The 15720-nt window shown below is 71.8% G+C and carries 15 protein-coding genes; 9 read left to right on the plus strand and 6 right to left on the minus strand.

Going from position 1 to position 15720, the window contains the following annotated elements:
- Nucleotides 1-172 precede the first annotated feature (172 nt).
- Complete coding sequence (locus tag Sm713_RS23720) at nt 173-1057, minus strand: ABC transporter substrate-binding protein (RefSeq protein WP_212911561.1); 885 nt, start codon at nt 1055-1057, stop codon at nt 173-175.
- Nucleotides 1058-1407: 350 nt separating this feature from the next.
- Here Sm713_RS23720 and Sm713_RS23725 point away from each other — a divergent pair, with 350 nt between their 5' ends.
- From Sm713_RS23725 to Sm713_RS23740, 4 genes are read left to right on the plus strand one after another with little or no spacing between them, the layout of a single operon-like run.
- The gene (locus Sm713_RS23725) at nt 1408-2493 is read left to right on the plus strand and encodes an isocitrate/isopropylmalate dehydrogenase family protein (protein ID WP_249416463.1); all 1086 of its coding nucleotides are present in this window, start codon (nt 1408-1410) and stop codon (nt 2491-2493) included.
- Nucleotides 2490-3914 (plus strand): NAD-dependent succinate-semialdehyde dehydrogenase, encoded by a 1425-nt coding sequence (locus Sm713_RS23730; RefSeq protein ID WP_249416464.1) that lies wholly within the window; start codon nt 2490-2492, stop codon nt 3912-3914. Before Sm713_RS23725 ends, Sm713_RS23730 begins: the two co-directional genes overlap by 4 nt.
- A complete protein-coding gene (locus tag Sm713_RS23735; RefSeq protein WP_212911562.1) occupies nt 3911-4651 on the plus strand; it encodes a cupin domain-containing protein in 741 nt (246 codons plus the stop codon). The genes Sm713_RS23730 and Sm713_RS23735 overlap by 4 nt, the downstream gene beginning before the upstream one ends.
- Before the next feature lie 15 nt (nt 4652-4666).
- The gene (locus Sm713_RS23740; RefSeq protein WP_212911563.1) at nt 4667-5635 is read left to right on the plus strand and encodes a cyclase family protein; all 969 of its coding nucleotides are present in this window, start codon (nt 4667-4669) and stop codon (nt 5633-5635) included.
- A gap of 81 nt (nt 5636-5716) precedes the next feature.
- On the opposite strand, the gene Sm713_RS23745 is transcribed toward Sm713_RS23740, so the two are convergent.
- Complete coding sequence (locus Sm713_RS23745; protein ID WP_212911564.1) at nt 5717-6385, minus strand: GntR family transcriptional regulator; 669 nt, start codon at nt 6383-6385, stop codon at nt 5717-5719.
- Nucleotides 6386-6567: 182 nt separating this feature from the next.
- Between Sm713_RS23745 and Sm713_RS23750 the strand changes: the two genes are divergently transcribed.
- The 4 genes from Sm713_RS23750 (at nt 6568) to Sm713_RS23765 (ending at nt 10757) form a co-directional block, all read left to right on the plus strand.
- Nucleotides 6568-7407 carry an alpha/beta hydrolase gene (locus Sm713_RS23750; RefSeq protein ID WP_212911565.1) on the plus strand — a complete coding sequence of 280 codons (840 nt, stop codon included), beginning with the start codon at nt 6568-6570 and terminating at the stop codon, nt 7405-7407.
- Nucleotides 7408-7581: 174 nt separating this feature from the next.
- Nucleotides 7582-8376: an amino acid ABC transporter permease gene (locus Sm713_RS23755; RefSeq protein WP_212911566.1), complete on the plus strand. Its 795-nt coding sequence runs from the start codon at nt 7582-7584 to the stop codon at nt 8374-8376.
- A 2-nt stretch (nt 8377-8378) separates the two neighbouring features.
- Complete coding sequence (locus tag Sm713_RS23760; protein WP_212912226.1) at nt 8379-9179, plus strand: amino acid ABC transporter ATP-binding protein; 801 nt, start codon at nt 8379-8381, stop codon at nt 9177-9179.
- 96 nt (nt 9180-9275) lie between these two features.
- On the plus strand, nt 9276-10757 hold the full coding sequence (locus tag Sm713_RS23765) for a serine hydrolase (protein WP_212911567.1): 1482 nt from the start codon (nt 9276-9278) through the stop codon (nt 10755-10757).
- Between the two features lie 78 nt (nt 10758-10835).
- Here Sm713_RS23765 and Sm713_RS23770 read toward each other — a convergent pair whose 3' ends face one another.
- A complete protein-coding gene (locus Sm713_RS23770) occupies nt 10836-11798 on the minus strand; it encodes a zinc-binding dehydrogenase (RefSeq protein WP_212911568.1) in 963 nt (320 codons plus the stop codon).
- Between the two features lie 79 nt (nt 11799-11877).
- On the opposite strand from Sm713_RS23770, the gene Sm713_RS23775 reads away from it, so the two are divergent.
- Nucleotides 11878-12489: a TetR/AcrR family transcriptional regulator gene (locus tag Sm713_RS23775; RefSeq protein ID WP_212911569.1), complete on the plus strand. Its 612-nt coding sequence runs from the start codon at nt 11878-11880 to the stop codon at nt 12487-12489.
- 13 nt (nt 12490-12502) lie between these two features.
- On the opposite strand, the gene Sm713_RS23780 is transcribed toward Sm713_RS23775, so the two are convergent.
- The 3 genes from Sm713_RS23780 to Sm713_RS23790 form a co-directional block, all read right to left on the minus strand.
- On the minus strand, nt 12503-12724 hold the full coding sequence (locus tag Sm713_RS23780; RefSeq protein WP_212911570.1) for a helix-turn-helix transcriptional regulator: 222 nt from the start codon (nt 12722-12724) through the stop codon (nt 12503-12505).
- Nucleotides 12724-13215 carry a DUF2975 domain-containing protein gene (locus Sm713_RS23785; RefSeq protein ID WP_212911571.1) on the minus strand — a complete coding sequence of 164 codons (492 nt, stop codon included), beginning with the start codon at nt 13213-13215 and terminating at the stop codon, nt 12724-12726. The genes Sm713_RS23780 and Sm713_RS23785 overlap by 1 nt, the downstream gene beginning before the upstream one ends.
- 113 nt (nt 13216-13328) lie before the next feature.
- Nucleotides 13329-15653 (minus strand): aminotransferase class III-fold pyridoxal phosphate-dependent enzyme, encoded by a 2325-nt coding sequence (locus tag Sm713_RS23790; protein WP_212911572.1) that lies wholly within the window; start codon nt 15651-15653, stop codon nt 13329-13331.
- Nucleotides 15654-15720 lie beyond the last annotated feature (67 nt).

The following is a 15720-nucleotide window of genomic DNA, read 5'->3' on the forward strand; positions in this document are numbered from 1 at the left end:
GGCCCTCCGGCGATGGTGGTGGGGTGAGTGGGGACGGGACTCACGGTATGCGGCCACCGCCGGACCCGAGCGGTCCAGGTGGCGCCTGAGGTGTGGTCGAGGACGCATGAGGGGCCGGGCGTTCTCTCCCGGCCCCGTCACACGCGGATGAGGCTCTGGACGGGGCCGATGGCTACGAGGCCTTCTTGTGCTCCGCTTCGACCTGCTTCTTGATCGAGGGCCAGATGTCGTACATCGCCGTCGGGAAGGGAAGGTTCGGGAAGTACTTCTCGTAGAGCTTCAGAAACGTGCCGTCGTCGGCCAGGGCGGTGAGCTGCTTGTTGTAGGCGGCGAGGAACGTGGTCAGCTTCTTGTTGACCGCCATGGCGCCGGGCTGCTCCTGCGGCTCCTGCACCGCGGACTTCAGCTTGCCGGGGTGCTCGTCGTAGATCTTGCCCACGTGGGTGGAGCCGAGCACGCACGCGTCGAGGTTGCCGGCCAGCAACTGGCTGACGCACACGCTGTCGGTGGGCTCCGACACCAGCTTCGACTTGGTGAGCTTCTTCTTCGCGAAGTCCTCCTGAGTGCTGTTCGCGCCGGCGCCCACCCGCTTGCCGGTGAAGTCGTCCAGCGTCTTCGCCTTCGAGGCGTTCGGCACGACGATGACGTTCGTTCCCCAGAAGATCGGCTTGGTGAAGGCGACGCTCTTCTTCCGCTCCGGGGTGGCCACCAGGCCGATGGCCAGCATGTCGTACTGGCCGCTGGTGAGGGCGGGCAGGCCGGCCTGCACGGTGGTCGTCTTGTAGGTGATCTTCAAGCCCATCCGCTTGGAGATCAGCTCGTTCAGGTCGATGAGCAGCCCCACCGGCTTGCCGCTCTGGTCGGGGGACGCCCAGGGGAAGTCGCCGGCGGTGACGGCGGCGTTGATCGTGCCGGGCTTGATCAGGCCGTAGTCCTTGCCCGAGCCCGAGGACTTGGAGTCGCTGTCGCCGCTACCGCCGCACGCGGTGAGGGTCATCACCGTGGCGGCGACGACGGACAGCCCGCTGACGATTCGTCTTTTGATGTGCCGGTTCATGCTTCTCCTTCGAAGTCGCCAGGTGACTGGACCGACCGGACTGAACTGCGGGGATGCGCCGCAAGGTGCAAGATGGTGCGTGACTATAGGCTATAGGGAATAGCCCGTCAATGATCGATTCCCCGGCGGCCGCCCCTGTCGACCGGCCGTTTCCGGGGTGTTTCCGTCGCGCGACCGCGCCGCCCCGGGAGGGCCTGACGTCCGAGGGGTCCGCGCGTCCTTCGTTTCCCGGGTGTCCGGCGTTGACAGGCTCCTGAGCCCACTGCACGATGTCCATAGCCTATAGGCTATGAGAAACGAGGTCTCCGGTCTTCGCCGAGGACCGCGCCGAGCATCCGGAGGACGACTGGATGGCCATGCAACTGCTCGTACTGCCCGGAGACGGGATCGGCCCCGAGATCACCGCCGCCACCCTGCGCGTGCTCGAAGCCGTCGACGACGTCCACGGACTCGGCCTCCGGATGGAGACCGAGGACATCGGACTCGCCTCCCTCGCCACGGAGGGCACCACGCTTCCGCAGCACGTGCTCGACCGTGTCCCTGCCGCGGACGGCGTGATCCTCGGCCCCGTGTCGCACTACGAGTACCCGCCCCGGGCCGAAGGCGGGATCAATCCCTCTGCGGAACTGCGGGTGAGGTTCGAGCTGTTCGCGAACGTCCGCCCGTGCCGGTCCCGTGGCGACCTGAGCGTGCTGCGCGCCCCTATGGACCTCGTCATCGTCCGGGAGAACACGGAGGGCTTCTACTCGGACCGCAACATGTACGCGGGCAGCGGTGAGTTCATGCCGGACCCCGACCAGGCGTTCAGCCTGCGGAAGATCACCGCACGCGGCTGCGAGCGGGTCGCCCGGGCCGCGTTCGAGCTCGCCGCGCGCCGCCGCAAGAAGGTGACGGCGGTGCACAAGGCGAACGTCCTCAAGCTCTCCGACGGCCTCTTCCTGCGCGAGGTGCGGAGGGTCGCCGAGGAGTTCCCCGGCATCCGGCTCGACGAGCTGATCGTCGACGCCGCCGCGGCGGCGCTGGTCCGCAGGCCGGACGACTTCGACGTGCTCGTCACCACCAACATGTTCGGGGACATCCTCTCCGACGAGGCCGCGGAGCTCTCGGGCAGCCTCGGGCTCGGCGGCTCGCTCAACGCCGGGCACGACATCGCGGTCGCCCAGGCACAGCACGGCTCCGCTCCTGACATCGCGGGGCGCGGTGTCGCCAACCCGGTGTCGCTCGTCCTGTCGGCCGCCATGCTGCTCGACTGGCGGGGGCGGCGCAGCGGCGAGACGGCGCTGACCGCGGCGGCCTCGGCCATCGAGTCGGCCGTGGACCGGGTCCTCGACGACCCCGCCTCGCGCACCCCCGACCTCGGCGGCCGCCTCGGCACCACCGAGTTCACCGACCGGGTCGTCGCCGCGCTGCGCGGGGCCGCACCGGAGCGGACATGACCAGAGCCGACCAGGGCCAGGACCAGAACCCGAAGGGAGCCGGCATGCTGCAGTCCGTCAACCCGGCGACGGAGGCACTCGTCGAGAAGTACGAGGAACACACCGACGAGGAGGTCGAGGCCGCGCTGACGGCCGCCGCGCTGGCCCAGCGGACCTGGCGGGCCACGCCGATCGAGCGGCGGCTGCCGCTGCTGCGGGCCATCGCCCGCCGGCTGCGCGCCGACCGGGAGCCCTTCGCCCGTCTGATCGTCCGCGAGATGGGCAAACCGCTCACCGAGGCGCGGGCGGAGGTCGAGAAGTGCGCGTGGACGCTCGACCACTACGCCGAGCACGCCGAGAGCTACCTCGCGCCCCAGCCCGTGCCCTCCAGCGCCACCGAGAGCACCGTCGTCTTCGAGCCCCTCGGCGTGCTGCTCGCGGTGATGCCGTGGAACTACCCGTTCTGGCAGTTCTTCCGCTTCCTCGCACCCGCGCTCGCCGCGGGCAACGCGGCGATCCTCAAGCACGCCGGCAACGTCCCCGCCTGCGCGGTGCTGCTGGAAGAGATCGTCCGCGAGGCCGGCGCCCCGGCGGGGCTGTGCGGCTCGTTGCTGGTGCAGCCGGAGAAGGTCGCCGGCCTGATCGCCGACGACCGCATCGCGGCGGTCACCGTCACCGGGTCGACCCGGGTGGGCCAGATCGTGGCCGCGCAGGCGGGCGCGCACCTGAAGAAGCACGTCCTGGAGCTCGGCGGCTCCGACCCGCTCATCGTGCTCGCGGACGCCGACCTCGACGAGGCGTCCACGGTCGCCGTCCGGTCCCGTTTCAACACCTGCGGCCAGAGCTGCGTCAACGCCAAGCGGCTCATCGTGGACGAGCGGGTCGCGGACGCGTTCGTCGACCTCGTGGTGCGCAAGGCGGCCGCGCTCGCGGTGGGCGACCCGCTCGACACCGCCACCGAGATCGGGCCGCTGGCCCGCGGGGACCTCAGGGACACCCTGCACGACCAGGTGCTCCGCACGGTCGAGGCGGGAGCCACCCTGCGGCTCGGCGGGCGGCCGGTGCCGGGCCCGGGCTTCTACTACCCGCCCACGGTCCTCGACCACGTCACCCCCGACATGGCCGCCTTCACCGAGGAGACCTTCGGTCCCGTGGCCGGGGTGACCCGGGTGAGCGGCGCCGAGGAGGCGGTCGAACTGGCCAACCGGACCTCGTTCGGCCTGGGCGCCGCGCTGTGGACCGCCGACCTCGACGAGGCCCGGCGGATCGTCCCGCTCATCGACGCCGGCGCGGTCTTCGTCAACGGCCAGGTGGCCTCGGACCCCCGCCTGCCCTTCGGCGGCATCAAGAAGTCCGGGTACGGGCGTGAACTGGGGGAGTACGGGATCAGGGAGTTCGTCAACGTGAAGACGGTCTGGTTCGGCCCGGCGGTGGCGTCATGAGCGCACAGGCGGGCAGGGGGAAGGTGCTGCGGCCGGACGAGCTCGCCGCCAGGGACCGCGGCACGGGGGCGCGCACCGTGCCGCTGGCCACGACAGCTCGGGGCGCCACCTCGTTCCTCAACGGCATCACCAGCTTCGAACCTGGGGCGGTGATCGGGCACCACATGCACAACGTCACCGAGTCGGTGATCGTCATCGAGGGCGATGCCGTCGTCGACATCGACGGCGAGCGCACGCGGCTGCGGCGCTTCGACACCACGCTGGTGCCGTCAGGCGTGCCCCACCACTTCGAGAACGCCTCGTCCACCGAGCCCATGAAGATCTTCTGGACGTACGCCTCGCTGCACAGCACCAGGACCCTCCTGCCGTCGGGCGAGCACTCCCGCATCGACGCCGAAGGCCCCGAGGGGCAGGGCGGGCCCGGGGCACCGCCGTCCCTGGTCCGCGAGGTCGCCCGGATCACCGTGCTGCCCGGTCGCGCGGAGGACTTCGAGGCCGCGGTCGCGGAGGCGGCCGAGCTGTTCCAGCGTGCGCACGGGGCCCGCACCCTGACCCTGGAGCGCTCTCACGAGGACCCGCAGGAGTACCGCCTCGACATCGTCTGGGACTCGGTGGAGGACCACGTCACGGGCTTTCGCGGCTCGGCGGACTTCGAGGAGTGGCGCCGGCTCATCGCGCACTGCGTGGCCCGGCCGCCGGAGGTCACGCACTTCCGGCACGTCCTGACCGCGTTCTAGGACCGGGAGTCCGACATGGCGCACGACGAACGCGACGACGAGCAGGGAGAACGGGACGCCGGCCAGCGCGTCTGGCGCCGTGAGGACGTCCTCGACCTGTTGCACCGGCGGAGCAACTGGCACCGGTGGGGCGAGGACGACCAGGTCGGCACGGTCAACCTGATCACGGACCGCAAGCGGGCCGAGGCCGCCGCGCTGGTGCGAACGGGCCGGGCGGTCTCCCTGAGCCGGCCGTTCCCGACCCGGCCGGGCGCCGGCAACCCCCGCCCCGCGGCGCACTACACCACGCGTGCGCCCCGGGGCACCGGGGGCATCGCCGGCGACTACTACGGGATCGAGTACCACGGCACCGCGTCCACGCACGTCGACGCGCTCTGCCACGTCTGGGACGAGCGGGGGATGTGGCAGGGCCGTGACCCCGCCGCGGAGCTGACCTCCCGGGGCAGCCGCTGGGGCTCGATCGACCACTGGCGCCACGGCATCGTCACCCGCGGGGTCCTGCTGGACGTGCCCGCCTTCCGCGGCGAGCCGTACGTCACCCACGAAAGGCCGGTGCACGGCGACGAGCTGGAGGCCGTGGCGCACGCGCAGGGGGTGGACGTCACCGCGGGCGACGCGCTGGTCGTCTACTCGGGACGCGACCGGTGGGACCGGGAGAACCCCGCCTGGGGGACCGGGCGCACCGCCGCAGGCGAGAAGCGCAGACCCGGGCTGCACGCCTCCTGCCTGGGCTTCCTGCGCGACAACGACTGCGCGGCGCTCGCCTGGGACATGCTCGACCACGCGCCCAACGACTGGGGGATCCCCTGGACGGTGCACGGCGCCATCTTCGCGTACGGGCTCGCCGTCGTGGACAACTGCGAGCTCGCCCCGCTCGCCGCCGCCTGCGCCGCCGAGGGCCGGTACGCGTTCATGTTCATGCTCGCGCCGCTCGTGGTCGAGGGAGGCACGGGCTCGCCCGCCAACCCGCTCGCGCTGTTCTGACGCCAGCGGGCTCGACCCCGCAGGCACAGGGGCTCAGCCCCTCGGACACCGGGGGGGCTCAGCCCTGCGGATGCCGGGGGTTCAGCCTTTCAGGGCGTCGATGGCGCGCTTGCCGAGGCTGGCCCGCACGTGCTTGCGCATGGCGGTCTCCGCGGCCTTCGCGTCCCCGGCGATCACGGCCTCGGCGATGGCGTTGTGCTCGTCGCGGACCCGCTCCTGGTCCTCGGGGGAGTCCGGGCCCGCCTGGAGCCGGAGCTGCCGGTAGCGGTCGGCCTTGTCCCAGAGCCCTTCCAGCAGTGACATCAGCAGGGGGTTGTGGGAGGCCGTGTAGACACTGCGGTGGAAGGCCCGGTGGGCGAGCAGGTTCTCGAAGTCCGCCGAGGCACTGAGGGGTTCGAGGCCCTTCAGGGCCGTCTTGATGGTGCTGGTGTCCGCCTCCGTCCGCCGGGTGGCGGCGAGCCGCGCGGCCAGCGGGTCGAGCTGCTCGCGCACCTCGTAGAGGCTGCGGGCCTCCTCGGCGCTCAGCTCCGTGACCCGCGCGTCGCGGTGGGCGTCGATCGTGACGAGCCCCTCGGCGTCCAGCCGGCGCAGCGCCTCCCGCAGCGGTGTGGTGCTCACACCGAGCTCCACGGCCAGTTGCTCCTGGGAGATCGACTGGCCCTGCCTCAGCTCACCGGCGAGGATGCGGCGCCGCAGCTCCTGGTAGGCGTAGGCGCTCTTCGTGAGGGCTGGACGGGGTTCGACACTCATCAACCTGACAATCTCTTCTCCGGCGGGCGGGGTGAGGGCCAAGGATACAGAGGCCGACGCACTGTGCAGGCCGTTCGCTACGGCCTGCAACCTCGGTGCGTGTGCGCCTGCACCTGGTCCTGCCACCCCCTTCCCTATAGGCTATATGAAATAGCCGGATCGCATCCCCAAGGAACGCGCACATGTCCCAGACTGCTGAAACCGACGCCGAGGGAGCCCACTTCATCGGCGGCACCCCGTTCTTCGCCTCGCAGCACGACCAGCGGCTGTCCTACGCCCTCTACGTGCCCAAGGACCACACCCCCGAGGCGCCCGCGCTGCCGCTCGTGGTCATCCAGCACGGCACGGGGCGCTCGGCGGAGCTCTACCGCGACCGGTGGAAGGCGTTCGCCATCGAGCACCGCTGCATCATCCTGACGCCGCTGTTCCCCGCGGGTCTTGGCGAGCCGGGCGAGCTGCACAACTTCAAGTTCCTCAAGTACGGCGACATGCGGTTCGACGAGGAGCTGCTGCACATCGTCGACGAGGTGGGGGAGCGGTTCAACGCCCGCACGGAGCGGTTCGTGCTGCACGGCTTCTCCGGCGGCGGGCAGTTCGTGCACCGGTTCTTCTACGTGCACCCCGACCGGCTCGCGGGCGTCTCGATCGGGGCGCCGGGCCGGATCACCCAGCTCGACGACGGCCTGCCGTGGTGGATCGGCACCAAGGGCTTCGAGGAGCGCTTCGGCGTTCCCGTCGACCTCGACGCCCTGCGCGGGGTCCCGGTGCAGATGGTGGTGGGCGCCGAGGACGTGGAGACCTGGGAGATCAACAACGTCGGCGGGTCCAACTGGATGGAGGGCGTGGAGAACACCGGCCGCACCCGCATCGAGCGGCTCAGGACGCTGTGCGCCAACTTCGAGGGGCACGGCATCAAGGTGCGCTTCGACCTCGTCCCCGGTGTCGCGCACCAGGGGGTCGGCGTCGTCCCCGCGGTCCAGGAGTTCGTGGCCGACGTGCTCGCACGGGGCTCCGTGGTCTGAAGCGTTCGCTTCGGCTATTGACAATCCTGTCGTCGCTGTTACGTTACGGCCACCGCCGGGTGCCGTAGGGACCGTCGGCGAGGGGGTCCGGGGCGAGGCTTCGGACCCAGCCGGCCGGCAGCCGCCGAGAGGGTTCGCGGCGCCGGCAGACCAAAGGTAAGGACACCGTGTTCCATGGGCGATTTCCTCCACACGTTCTTCGATATCCACCAGATACTCCATGTGATGCCCACGCTCCTCAGCGAGGGGCTGCGCAACACCTTGATCATCGCGTCGCTCTCGCTGATCCTCGGCCTGGCCTTCGGGCTCGTGCTGTCGATCCTGCTCATCGCCTCGCACTGGTGGGTGCGGGCGCCGGCCCGGATCTACGTCGACGTCTTCCGCGGGCTGCCGGCCATCGTCACCGTCAGCATCATCGGCATCGGCCTGCCGTCCGCCAACGTCCGGCCGTTCGGTGAGTCGCCCACGGGCTACGCCATCCTCGCGATCGGCCTCATCAACGCGGCCTACATCGCGGAGATCTTCCGGTCCGGCATCCAGAGCGTGCCGGTCGGCCAGACGGAGGCCGGGCGCAGCCTCGGCATGAGCCACCTGACGACACTGATGCTGATCGTCGTGCCACAGGGCATCAGGAACGTCCTCCCGGCGCTCGCCAACCAGTTCATCGTCGCCGTCAAGGAGAGCTCGCTGGTCTACCTGCTCGGCCTGGCCGTCGGGGAGCGCGAGCTGTACTTCATCGCCCAGCAGGCGCAGGCCGTCAGCTACAACTCCTCGTCGTTCATCGCCGCCGGCCTGGTCTACATCGCGTTCACCGTGCCGCTGACCCACCTCGTCAACTGGTTCGACCGGCGGATGCGGGACGGCAGGCGCCCCTCGGCGGGCAAGAACCCCCTGGACCAGGGCCCCAAGGATCCCCTGGGCACGGAGCCACTGACGCCGCTGGGCGCCGGCATGGAAGCGGGAGCATGACCATGGAGAAGACAGCCTCCGGCAGCGCGACGGCGGACCAGCAGGCCGAGGGCCGGCCGGACGCAGCGGATCACCCCGCCGTCGAGCTCCTCGACGTGTGCAAGTCCTTCGGCAGCACCGAGGTCCTCAGCGGCGTCTCGGCGAGCGTCGTCCCCGGCGAGACCGTGTGCCTCATCGGCGCCTCCGGCTCCGGGAAGTCGACCCTGCTGCGCTGCATCAACCTCCTGTCGCCGCCCACCTCCGGGACGATCCGCGTGCACGGCCAGGCGATCACCGATCCGAAGGTGGACGTGAACGAGGTCCGGTCCCGGATCGGCATGGTCTTCCAGCACTTCAACCTCTTCCCGCACCGGAGCGCGCTCGACAACATCACCATCGCGCTGCGCCGGGTACGGAAGATCGCGAAGCAGGAGGCCGAGGAGCGCGCGCTCGCGCAGCTCGACAAGGTGGGGCTGCGGGCGTTCGCGTCGGCGCGGCCCGGGAGCCTGTCGGGCGGACAGCAGCAGCGGGTCGCCATCGCCCGGTCGCTCGCCATGGAGCCCGACATCATGCTCTTCGACGAGGCCACCTCGGCCCTCGACCCCGAACTGGTCAAGGGCGTGCTCGACGTCATGCGGGACCTCGCCACGAACTCGGGCATGACCATGGTGGTCGTCACCCACGAGATGAACTTCGCCCGCGAAGTGTCCGACCGGGTCCTCTTCATGGACGGCGGTGTCGTCGCCGAGGAGGGCCCGGCACGCCAGCTCCTCTCCGACCCCCGGACCCCCCGGCTGCGGAGCTTCCTCTCCCAGGTGCTGTAACCCCCGTTCCCCGCTGGCAGGTCCCATGATCAGGCGCGCCGCCCCACACACCCGGCGCGCCCGGTCACCCCTGCCACCCGACGATCCATGGTGACCATGACGAACGACGTGCGTGCCCTCGGCATGCGCCCGATCCACACCCTGCTGCGCGACCTGTCGGCCCGGGGCATGCGGCTGCACACGCTGCTCGTGCACTTCCGCGGCCGGGCGGTGCTCGACCTGCGCCAGTGGCCCCACGAAGCCGGCCTCAAGCACAAGACGCACTCGGCGACCAAGAGCTTCACCGGCACGGCCGTCGGCTTCGCCGAAGCCGAGGGGCTGCTGCACCTGGACGACCCGGTCGTCTCCTTCTTCCCCGGACGGCTGCCCGGGCCGCCCGGCGAGCACCTCGGCCGGATGCGGGTGCGCGACCTGCTGACCATGCGGACCGGCCATGCCAGGGGCCTCTCGGGGGCCACGACGCGGCTGCGCGCCACGGGCTGGGTCGGCGAGTTCCTCGACGAGCCGGTCCGCGAGGCCCCGGGCCTCGCCTTCCAGTACAGCAGCACCACCAGTCACGTGCTGTCCGCCATCGTGCAGGAGGTGTCGGGCGTGCCCGTGGACGAGTACCTGCGTCCGCGCCTGTTCGAGCCCCTGGGCATCACCGACGTCGAGTGGGAGCACGACCCGGAGGGGGTCGCGAGCGGCGGCAACGGGCTGTCGATGCGCCCCGACGACCTGCTCTCCTTCGGCGTGCTGTACCTCCAGGACGGGATGTGGCAGGGCCGGCGCGTGCTGCCCGCCGGCTGGCCGCAGAAGGCGTCGGCCCTGCACGTGCTGAGGGCCGTCAGCGGGACGTGGAACGGCTCGGAACTCGTGCCGCCGCCCGCCGACGCCCCGGTGGACTCCGGCTACGGCTACCAGTTCTGGACCACCGAGGACGGCATCTACAACGCCTCGGGGATCTTCGGGCAGGAGTGCATGGTCTTCCCCCGGCACGGCGGTGTCGTCGTCGTCAACGGAGCGATGGGGGACGGCACGTACCACGACCTGCCCGACATGCTCAGGACCACCTTCAGGCAGGCATTCCAGGGCCCGGAGTCCGACCCCGCGGCGGAGGCGGCGCAACGCGAGGAGGTGGAGCAGTGGATACGGCGCGCCCGCGAGCCGGAACGGCTCGACCCCACGGCACGGCGGGTCGGGCGGTTGGAGACCTACGACTTCGAGCCCAACGACCAGGGCCTGCGCTCGCTCTCGATCGAGGCGCGCGCCGGCTCCGTTCTCCTCACCGTCGAGGACGACCGCGGCCGGCACCCCATCGAGCACGGCCTCGGCCACTGGGTCCCCGGGCACACCGGGGTCAGCACCTGGCGGCTGCACCACTCCTACCAGGAGGAGGCCGCCCTCGTGCTGGCGGCGGCGGAGTGGTCCGGCGGTGACGCGGACGTCCTCACGCTGACGTGGCACTTCGCGGAGGGCCCGTTCATCGACCGTCTTGTCCTGCGGTTCTCGGACGGGTCCGTGTCCGTCGACCGGGCGGTCAACGTCAACTCCGGGCCGACCGCGCTTCCCGTTGCCCACGGGGTGGGTCGCGGGTGAGGGCGCGCGCCCGGCAGGACCGGCATCCGGACCCGGGGCGCCGGGTCCGGATGCCCCGGGCACCGTCCGCGCCGGGGCCTACGGCGCCAGCACGATCCGGCCGAAGACCTCACCGGCGTCCATCTTCCGGTGAGCCTCTACCGCCTCTTCCAGCGGCAGTACCTCGTGTACCACCGTGCGCAGGTCACCGCGCTCCGCGGCGGCGAACTGCGCGGTCCGCACGGCACCTCGATCGGATGTGCTCACGGTGTCGGAGCTGAAGGTGGCGAACGACATCGACTTCAGGAACGCCGCCATCATGCTCATCCCGAAGTCCGCGGGCGGCAGTCCCGCGACCATGCCGACGGCCACCATGCGACCGTTCGGCAGGAGCCTGTCGAAGAACGAGGGCATGTCCGCACCGGCGACGATGTCGATGATCACGTCGTAGCCCGCGGGAGCGTCCCCGTCCGACGCACCCGAGCGGTCCAGCACGTGCGTCGCGCCGAGCGCCCGCAGGCGGTCTCCGCGCTCGGCCGACGACGTCGTGACCGCCACCGCGCCGGCGCCACCACGCGCCGCGAGCTGGACCGCCGTGATCCCGATGCTGCCGGCCGCACCGCGCACCAGCACCGACTCGCCGGGGGCGAAGCGGGCATGGGCGAGGCCGAAATGGGCCGCCACGCCGGAGTTGCCGAGCGCCACCGCGTCGGCGGCGGACAGCGCCACGGGCAGCGGGGCGATCTCCCCGACCGGGACGACCGCCTGCTCCACGTAGCCACCGCCACGGCCGGTGAACGCCCACACGCGCCGGCCGATCCACGACGTGTCGACGCCGTCGCCCACCGCCGTCACGGTGCCCGCCACCTCGCTGCCCGGGACATGGCCCGGCGCGATGCCGTAGCCGGACAGGGCACCGCTCCGCATCAGGACGTCCACCCCTCCGACGCCGATCGCCTCGGCGGCGACGAGGACCTGCCCTTCGGCGGGACGCGGGGCCGGGAGCTCGGTGACGGCCATGCCTTCGGGGCCTCCGAACGTCCGGATCGTGACTGCCTTCACTCTGCTCTCCAGGTTCTGGTATCGATCGGAGCTCCGGACGCTAGTGGACGCCCCCGTCCGGTTGGCTAAAGTGAGAGCGATGACCGACCGTTTGCCTCACACCCTGCGCTCCGACGCCCAGGACAACCGTGCACGCATCCTCGACGCGGCCCGCGTGCTGTTCGCCACCGAGGGTCTGAACGTGCCGATGCGCGAGGTGGCCCGGAGCGCCGGGGTGGGCCCCGCCACCCTGTACCGCCGCTTCCCGACCAAGGAGTCGCTGGTCACCGAGGCGTTCGCGGACCAGATGCGGGAGTGCCGCACCATCGTCGACGAGGGACTCGCCGATCAGGATCCGTGGCGCGGGTTCCGCCGCGTGATCGAGAAGGTCTGCGAGCTGCACGCGCACGACCAGGGCTTCGCCGACGCCTTCACGTCGGCCTTCCCCAGGGCACTGGACATCGCCGGGGACCGCGCCCACGCGCTGGCCTCGATCACGAAGCTGGCCCGGCGCGCCCAGGACACCGGGCAATTGCGGCCCGACTTCGTCCTGGACGACCTCATCCTCATGCTCATGGCCCACAGGGGCGTCCACGCCGCGTCTCAGGCCGCCCGGGTCGCGGCGTCCCGGCGCTTCGCCGCGCTGGTGATCCAGGCGTTCCGGGCCTCCCCGACGCACGGGCCGCTGCCGCCGGTGCCTCGGCTGGCCTGAGACCGGCCGGGGCTCACTCGCCCCCCGCGCCCCCGGCCTCCCAGCGCAGCAGGTCGCCCGGCTGGCATTCGAGCACCTCGCAGAGCGCCGCGAGCGTCGCGAAGCGCACCGCCTTGGCGCGGCCGTTCTTGAGTACCGCCAGGTTGGCGGGCGTGATCCCTATGCGGTCCGCCAGCTCGCCCACGGACATCTTCCGCTTGGCCAGCATCACGTCGATGTCGACGGCGATCGGCATCAGATCACCTCGTCCAGCTCGGCCTGCATCCGCGACGCCTGGACGTCGCGCGCGACCGCCTGGGCGAGGAGCATCCGCAGCACGAGCACGATGAGCGCGACTCCCAGGATGGCCACGCCGATCCCGCCCATGATGAGGGTGACGCCAGGGTCGTCCCGCTGGCCGGGGGCATTGATGATCGTGACCGCGAACCACACGAGGGCAGCCGCCACGATCGCTCCGATCACGACGTCCACGTACCGGAATGCGGCGTGGGAGAACACGGTTCCGCGTCGGACCATCGTCACCAGCCGCCATACGCAGACCAGGGCGACCTGGACCGACACCATGCCCAGGATCGTGATCACGCGCAGCGGCGTCAGCGGGAGCGATCCGTCCTCCGGGTCGTTTCCGCTGACCAGCACCCACGCCATCGTTACCTGTACGAACACGGTGCCGGCGAGCACCAGCGCGAGCACGGCGCGCAGCGCACCCACTGTCAGTTTTCCCATGGCCTGCCCTTCCATCGATTCACGATGGGAACCTATCGATTCTCGATAGGTAAAGGCAAGGGGTTGCGAGCAGGAAGGCAGACGACGTCTTCGCGCCCGGCCGTGCGAGGGCGCTACCCGCCCAACCGGCGAAGCGCCCCCGACAGCCCCTCCACGAACACCTCCACATGCCGCGCCTCCCACACCAGCGGCGGGCGCACCTTGAGGACATCGCCTCGCGGGCCGGTCCGGCCCGCGAGGATCCCCTCGGCCACCAGGGCGTCCAGCAGCTCCCCGGCCACGGCGCGGGACGTCCGCGTGCCGTCGGAGAGCACGTCGACGCCGGCGAGCAGTCCGGTGCCGCGGACCTCGCCCAGCAGCGGCTGCGCCGCGGCCACCTCGCGCATCCGCTCCCGCAGCAGCGCCCCCACCTCGACCGCCCGCGCCGGCAGGCCGGTGGCCTCCAGCACGTCGAGGACCGCGTGGCCGGCCGCCGCTGCGACCGGTGTCGCGGCGAACGTCGAGAAGTACTCGTAGTCGCGCGCCAGCGTCCGTGCGATGTCCCGCCGGGTGACCACCGCGCCGATCGGGTATCCGGCGCCCATCGGCTTGCCCAGCGTCACGATGTCGGGGGTGATCCCCGCGAGGGCGAACCGCCACAACCGCGGACCGCTGCGGCCGTACCCGGACTGCACCTCGTCCGCGAGGCTGAGGGCGCCCGCGGTGCGGGCGCCCTCGACGAGGCCGGCGAGGAAGGACGCGGGCGCGTCGAGGATGCCCTCGGACGTGAACTGCGAGTCGGCCGCCACCAGCGCGGCCCTGCCGCCCTCGGCCTCCAGTGCCGCCGCGGCCCCCTCGATCCGCCCGGCCGCCACCTCCGCGGTCAGCCCGGCCGCGGGGCCGTGCGGGGCGCGGTAGGTGGCGACCCGGCGCGGCCGGTATCCCTCGGGCCACTCGTTCGAGCTGAGGTCCGCCATCCACGCCGAGGCACCGTGGTAGGCGTGCTCCGCCACGATCGCCCCGTCACCGCCGGTGGCGGCGACGGCCAGGCGCCAGGCGAGCTCGTTCGCCTCGGTTCCCGAGGTGGTGAACAGGCAGGTGTCGAGCGGGGGCGGCATGGTGGCGAGGATCCGCTCCGCGAGGTCGACGATGCCGGCGTGCAGGTAGCGGGAGTGGGTGTTGAGGGCGGCCAGCTGGGTCCCGACGGCGTTGGTGACCGTGGGGTGCGCGTGTCCGACCACGGCGACGTTGTTGTAGGCGTCCAGGTACCGGCTGCCGTCGGCGGAGAGGAGCCAGGGCCCCTCTCCGCGGACCAGTTCCAGCGGCCGCCGGTAGAACAGCGGGGAGAGCGGGCCGCCCATCGCCGCCGCGCGCCGCTCCGGCAGGGCCTGAGGGGCGATGGCGCCGGCCAGGTCGCGGGCTCCGGCGAGCCGCACCATCCGGTCGGCGAGATCGGCCGGTTCCAGGGCCGACAGGGCGGTCAGGAGCTGCTCGCTGCCCGTGTCGTACTGGGTGATGTAACGGTGGTTCGTGCGGTGCCGCTCGCGCCGGGTGGCGGACACCGCCAGGGTCGACAGCAGCCGGGCGATGACCAGTTCACCGAGGATCTCCGCCTCGGCGGTGGAGAGCACGCGTCGCCGCTGGTAGCCGCGGAGCACGGCCTCCGTCAGGGGCCACAGCCGCTCGGGCGACCCGCCGGTGCCGCGCAGGACGGAGGTGAGGGTGGCGGCGAGTTCGCAGACGGCCGCCGTGTGGTGCATGTCGCCGAAGTCGATCAGCCCCATGCGCCCGTCGTCCCCGGCCAGCACGTTGGTGAGCGTGACGTCGCCGTGCTGCACCCAGGACGGCAGGGCGCGCGTCGCCTCCAGCGCGGGACGCACCCGGTCGGCAAGGCCGCCCAGCCGGACGGCGACATCCCCCTCGGCGGCCCGCACCGCCTCGGGCGCCCGCCGGATGTCCCACATCAGGGTGCGCCCCGCGACCGGGTGGAAGAAGCCTTGCAGGGCGGCCGACACCCGGCCGGAGACCTCGCCGACCCGCGCGGCGAGGTCCGGATCGAGCCGCGTGCCCTCCAGCGGCGCCCCGGGGACGACGGTGATCAGCCGTGCCAGGCACTCGCGGCCCGAGTCGTCGCGCAGGTGCGCGACCGGCTTCCCCGCCTGCGTGGGGACCAGGGCGGGCACGGCGAGCGACGGGTCGCACGCGCGGACGTGCTCCAGCGCCCGCACCTCCATGTCGACGACGCCGGGGTCCTCGGCCGGGTTGGTGATCTTCAGGACGAACTCGCGGTCGACGAGGACGTTGAGGTCGCGCTCGCTGTCGAGCGGGCGCAGCCGGGGGCCGGCGAGCGCCCAGTGCCTGAGCAGCGCCTGCTGGAGCCGCTCCGACGACACCGTGGGCGCGGGCTCGGTGAAGACACCGGTCGCCGCGCCGTCGAGGCCGGCCGTTTCCGTGGTCATGATGACGACTCTCCTCTCGTGGGCGGTCCCGGCGGTCCCGGGTCCTCCTCGTGGCGGGCCGCCCGGT

Origin of the sequence: Streptomyces sp. TS71-3, from assembly GCF_018327685.1 — a bacterium.
Taxonomy (GTDB): Bacteria; Actinomycetota; Actinomycetes; order Streptomycetales; family Streptomycetaceae; genus Streptomyces.